We start from the raw sequence: 5,182 nt of genomic DNA on the forward strand, positions 1-5,182 counted from the left end.
TCTCTTTCCTGCGGCCCACGCGGCTTGGGGGCCCCGTTATCCGGCGGCGCCTGGCGGGCCCCCCAGACCCATCCCGTGGGGCGGCTGTTATAGGCTTCCACCGATGCACCAGCCGCCCTTCGGCGTCTGCGGCCCGCCGGCCCCGCGTTCGCCGCTTTCGTGATCATGCCTCCGGTCCGGCCAAGTCGAAGTCGTCCTTCGTCAGCTCGGCGCGGAGCCGCTGCTCGGCGACGTCGGCGTAGTGCGAGGACAGCTCGACGCCCACGAAGCGACGCCCCTCGCGAAGGGCCGCGACGCCCGTGGAGCCGCTGCCGGTGAACGGGTCGAGCACGACACCGCCTTCGGGGCAGATCTGTACGAGCTGCCGCATGACCTCGACGGGCTTCTGGGTGATGTGGACCCGGTCCTTGCGGGGCTGGGAGGCGATGTAGTGGCCGGGCAGGTACAGGTCCCGGGTGTTGTCGAGGGAGCCCTTGACGCCCCAGACGATGAACTCGGAATCCTGCTTCGGCCCGCCCTTCCGAGGGCGGCTCGCCGGCTTGATCCAGGGGATCGTTCCTGACCACGTCCAGCCCGCCATCTGCAGGGCGTCCGTGGTGGTCGGCTCCTGGCGCCAGTCGGTGAAGACCATGGCGACCGCATGCTCGGTGGACGCCCGGTAGGACTCGGTGAGCAGTTCGGTGAGCCAGGAGCGGTAGGAGCGCTGGTCGCGGTTCTCGCCGGGGAAGTTGGCGAGGTCGTGGGCGTTGTTGCTGGTGACGTACTTGGCTCGCGCGGTGCGGCCGGTGCGGTCCGAGCTGGTGCGTCCGCCGGAGTTGTACGGGGGGTCGGTGATCACCGCGTTGACGCTCTCGTCCGGAAGGGACTTCAGCACGGTCAGGGCGTCGCCGCGGTGCAGCGTGTAGCTCATGGGAAGGGCCTCTCTTGGGGCACGGCGGATCTGGGCCTACTCCGGACAGCGCTCAACGGCGTTCGTCCCGGACGAGGTTGCACCGGAGGTTAACGGCGATCTCCGGCCGCGCCTAACGAGGTTGCCCCTGCTGCGGACCTGGGGGCGGGAGTCGTTTGGTGCGGCCGGAATCCCGGTCTACTGTCTCGCCGTGTCACCGGGCCAGAGCCTCGTTTCGCCCCCGTTGACCTGTGCTTTTCCGTGCTGTGTCGTCCAGTCGAGCGGTACGGGAGGCACGTTGCCCACGCGTTTGCCCATGTCGTTCGGAGGCCCCGTGTACTGCCTGAGATTACGAACGCGGCTGGCTGCCGCGTGTGATCTGAAACCGATGTCCGGGAGCTACCAACTCCTTTGATCCGGGCCCGCCCGAGCGGCGGATGCACATCGACGCGGTGCCGACGGCTTTGCACGAGAAGTCGGCACCGCGTCTTCTACGAACACCGAGGAGCCGCTGCGATGCAGCATGCCCTGATACGCCCGCGCCCCGATCCTCCGCCGTCATGCGGCCGGCACCGCCTTGGTGAACGGCGGAGGCGATGAAGAAGGCCGCCGGAGCCGTCCTTGGTCTGTGCGCGGCCGGCCCGCTGTTGCTGGCCGTTCCGGTCCTCGTCCTCGCCGCCGGGAGCGCCTCGGCCTCCTGCTCGGCCGCCGGTGCGAAGAGTGTGGATACCGCCGCGGTGGCCACGCAGGTGAAGGCCATCCTGGACGGCGGCCACAAGGGCTCGGTCTCCGTGCCGGGTCTCGATGCCCCGGCCGAGCAGGTGCCCAACGCCAAGACGATCCAGGCCACCGGCGTCGCGATGCACATCCCGGCTCGGGGGCAGGTCGTGGCCTTGGCGACCGCGCTGCAGGAGAGCGGCCTGCGGAACCTGACCTACGGCGACCGGGATTCGCTGGGTTTGTTCCAGCAGCGGCCGTCGATGGGCTGGGGCACGGCGAGCGAGATCCTGGACCCGGTGCATGCCTCGACCAAGTTCTACGAGGGGCTCAAGCAGGTCTCCGGCTGGCAGTCGCTGTCCGTCACCCAGGCCGCCCAGGCGGTGCAGAAGTCGGGCTTCCCCGAGGCGTACGCCAAGTGGGAGCCGCTGGCCACCGCCCTGCAGAAGGCCATCGAGCCCCTGCTGCACAAGGCCGGCCACCCGTCGCCCAGTCCTTCGCCGTCCGGCTCGGCCGACGCCGGCAGTCCTTCCCCCGGTACCGCGGGCGGCTGTGCGGCGGACGGGGACGGGACCGACTTCGGCACCATCCCGCCCGGCGCGCTGCCGGCCGAGTACAAGATCCCCGCGAACGCTCCGCAAGAGGTCCAGACGGCGATCCGGTGGGCGCTGGGGCAGCTCGGCACGCCGTACCAGTGGGGCGGGAGCTGCACCAACTCCCACGGCAAGGACGCGATGGGCCGGTGCGACTGCTCCTCCCTGATGCAGCAGGCGTACAAGGCCGCCGGGGTCACCCTGACGCGGACCACGTACACGCAGGTCAAGGAGGGCAAGGCCGTATCGGTCGACGCCCTTCGGCCGGGTGATCTCCTGTTCACCGGGGGCACGGCCGCCGTGCCCGAGCACGTCGGGATGGCGATCGGGCAGGGCCTGATCGTCCACGCCCCGCACACCGGCGACGTGGTCCGCATCACGACCCTCGCGTCCTGGAAATCGCGGATTCTCGCGGCCCGCCGCGTCCTCTGACCGGCGCTTCTCCCTCCCCCTTTTCTCACACCGCTGCTCCGCCCCCGTGGGCTTCGGCGTGCGCTCAATCGAACTGGAGTTCCTTATGTTTCTCGCCGACCGGGTCGTACAGCTCGCTTACGACCCCGGCATCAAGCCGAACGAGGGCGGCCTGCCGGGCCTGTCCGTCCTCAAGCAGGTGATGGGCTCGATCAATCTCTTCGGCCTCATCGCCGTGGTCGGCGCCCTCGCCGTCAGCGCGGGCGTGTGGGCCTGGGGCCACCACTCCGGCGGTCACCAAGCCGAGGCGAACGGGAAGAAGGGCGTGCTGGTGAGCGCCGGCGCGGCCCTTCTGCTCGGTGCGGCCAACGGCGTGGTGGCCTTCTTCAGCACGCTGGGGACGCAGGTCCACTGATGGACCAGCACTCCCCCCACCCCGGCGGCGCCTCGCGCGTGCGCCGCCGGGCGCTGCTCGGCACCGTCGTCCTGGTGGTGCTCGTCGCCCTCGCCGGCCTGGTCGCGTACCTCACCCGCGACGGCAGGAGCGCCTCTGAGGCTCCCGCCCCACCGCCACGTTCCCCCGCGGCTTCCTCCTCGCCCGCGACGCCGTCTGATCCCCCCACACCGGATATCCGGCACCGCGGTCTTCCGGTCCCGCCGAAGACCAGCGACCCGGTTGCGTACGGGAAGGCCGCCGCCGCGGCGCTGTGGTCCTACGACACCCGCGCGTACGCGCAGAGCGAGCTGCGGGAGGCGCTGCGCGGGTGGCTGACCACGGAGACCAGGTACGCCGACCCGGCCTCGGTCGAGAAGGTCGTTCCCTCGCCCGTGCTGTGGAAGGAGATGGCCGACAACGGCCAGTTCGCCACCGCCGAGATCAATGAGGGGCATTTCCCGAACGCCTTCACCCGGGCCCTTCAGGAGGACCCCGGAGCGATCACCCAGGCGTACGTCTACGCGGTCACGGTCTCCGGCAAGCAGTCGATCGCCTGGAAGGGCTCGCCCGCCGGCGGCGCGGAGAGCCGGTCGGCCACCCTCGCGGTCCAGTGCCGGCCCCACCATCCCTGCGCCCTGGTCGGCGTCATGCCGTCCGTCGCGCCCTGACCACCGTCCGAGAAAGGAGGCACGACCATGGGAGTCTGCGACTTCCCGCTGATGGACAAGGTGTGCGGCGCCGTCGACTTCGTCACCAACCCCGCCGGCACCGTCACCGACGGCATCGGCGCGTGGATAGCGAAGTCGGCCGGCGAACTGGCGGCCAGCGCGGCCGACCTCGCCGCCAAGGCCGTCAACAAGACGACCGCCATCGACCTCAACGCCGGATGGTTCCGGGACAACTACGAGCTGCTGCTGCCCATCGGGCTCGCCCTGACCGTCGGCATCTTCTGCATCCAGCTCATGTGCGCGGCCTGGCGCCGCGATGAACGCGCGCTGGCCCAGGCGGCGTTCGGGACCATGACCGGCGTCCTGTTCAGTTTCTCCGCCATCGCCTTCACCACTGTTGCCGTCACCGTGGTCGACGCCCTGTCCGACGGGCTGTTCCACGCGGCCAACGCCTCCGTCGACGACGCGATCCGCCGCATGGTCAAGATCGACCAGCTGGGAGCCATGTACGGCCTGGGCTGGGCCGTCCCCGCCCTGGTCGCCTTGGGGTGTGCCATCGGCGCCTTCCTGTACTGGGGTGTCATGGTCGCCCGCAAGGTCGGCGTACTCATCATGGTCGCCCTCGCGGTGTTCGCCGGAGCCGGCGGCGGCTGGGAGGTCGCCAAACGCTGGCGGCGCGGCTGGATCGAGGCCACTGCCACCCTGATCGTCTCCAAGCTCCTGATGACCGTCGTCTTCCTCATCGGCGTCTCCGCCATGGGCAAGGCCGACACCAGCGATGGGATGGCAGCCCTGTCCGACGCGATGGCCGGCATCGTCATCATGGTCCTCGTGCTGCTCTGCCCGTACGCGACGTACAAGTTCGTCCACTGGGCCAGCGACGGCGGCGGCCACGGCGACCTGCACCGCACCGGCGTCGCCGGCATGGCGGTCGCCGCCGGGGCGGCAAAGACCGCGGGCACCCTGGCGATGCGGGCCGGCACCGGCGCCCCCTCCCCCCAGGGCCCGCACCAGGTCCCCGGCGCGGGCGCCGACGGCGTCGCCTCCGGCATCAACCCCTCCGGCGGCACCCTCAGCAAGGAGGGCATCGACGCCGGTCCGCCCCAGCCGCCGACCCGCTTCTCGTACGGCGAAGACCCGGATGCCCCCGGCGACAGGGGCCGGGCACTGATCCAGCGCCCGGGGGTTCCGCCGCTGATCACGCGTCCCGGCGGGGACGCACCGGAAGGGTCCGCGGCGAGCGTCCCCGGCGTGATGGGCGGCCCTGATCACCTGGCCGGCGTATCGGCACCGGGCGGCAAGATGATCTCCCTGCCGCCTGTCGGCCCCGCGCCTTCGGCCGCGCCGCCGTCTCCCGCCGGGCCCTCGGCCGCCGGTTCGCCGACGCCGACGAGCCGGGTGTTCGACACCAGGCCGCCGTCGGGTTCCTGACCCACCCCACCCCGGGGGCGGGCCGTGCTCCACGGCC

The 5,182-nt window shown here is 71.2% G+C and carries 5 protein-coding genes; 4 read left to right on the forward strand and 1 reads right to left on the reverse strand.

Going from position 1 to position 5,182, the window contains the following annotated elements; translation table 11 throughout:
- Positions 1 to 163: 163 nt before the first annotated feature.
- Positions 164 to 910: a site-specific DNA-methyltransferase gene (locus tag ABZX96_RS37880; protein ID WP_355554190.1), complete on the reverse strand. Its 747-nt coding sequence runs from the start codon at positions 908 to 910 to the stop codon at positions 164 to 166.
- A 575-nt stretch (positions 911 to 1,485) separates the two neighbouring features.
- On the opposite strand from ABZX96_RS37880, the gene ABZX96_RS37885 reads away from it, so the two are divergent.
- The 4 genes from ABZX96_RS37885 (at position 1,486) to ABZX96_RS37900 (ending at position 5,145) form a co-directional block, all read left to right on the forward strand.
- A complete protein-coding gene (locus ABZX96_RS37885) occupies positions 1,486 to 2,631 on the forward strand; it encodes a C40 family peptidase (protein ID WP_355554193.1) in 1,146 nt (381 codons plus the stop codon).
- Between the two features lie 85 nt (positions 2,632 to 2,716).
- A complete protein-coding gene (locus ABZX96_RS37890; protein WP_355554202.1) occupies positions 2,717 to 3,025 on the forward strand; it encodes a DUF6112 family protein in 309 nt (102 codons plus the stop codon).
- A complete protein-coding gene (locus tag ABZX96_RS37895) occupies positions 3,025 to 3,714 on the forward strand; it encodes a hypothetical protein (protein ID WP_355554196.1) in 690 nt (229 codons plus the stop codon). Before ABZX96_RS37890 ends, ABZX96_RS37895 begins: the two co-directional genes overlap by 1 nt.
- Positions 3,715 to 3,741: 27 nt before the next feature.
- A complete protein-coding gene (locus ABZX96_RS37900) occupies positions 3,742 to 5,145 on the forward strand; it encodes an ATP-binding protein (protein WP_355554199.1) in 1,404 nt (467 codons plus the stop codon).
- The last annotated feature ends 37 nt before the right edge of the window (positions 5,146 to 5,182 follow it).

The organism is Streptomyces sp. NPDC003077 (assembly GCF_040611095.1).
Classification (GTDB): domain Bacteria; phylum Actinomycetota; class Actinomycetes; order Streptomycetales; family Streptomycetaceae; genus Streptomyces.

Excerpts from the sequence above, each read along its gene's own strand:
- ABZX96_RS37880 (WP_355554190.1), bottom strand. The coding sequence starts at position 910 with ATGAGCTACACGCTGCACCGCGGCGACGCCCTGACCGTGCTGAAGTCC.
- ABZX96_RS37885 (WP_355554193.1), top strand. The coding sequence starts at position 1,486 with ATGAAGAAGGCCGCCGGAGCCGTCCTTGGTCTGTGCGCGGCCGGCCCG.
- ABZX96_RS37890 (WP_355554202.1), top strand. The coding sequence starts at position 2,717 with ATGTTTCTCGCCGACCGGGTCGTACAGCTCGCTTACGACCCCGGCATC.
- ABZX96_RS37895 (WP_355554196.1), top strand. The coding sequence starts at position 3,025 with ATGGACCAGCACTCCCCCCACCCCGGCGGCGCCTCGCGCGTGCGCCGC.
- ABZX96_RS37900 (WP_355554199.1), top strand. The coding sequence starts at position 3,742 with ATGGGAGTCTGCGACTTCCCGCTGATGGACAAGGTGTGCGGCGCCGTC.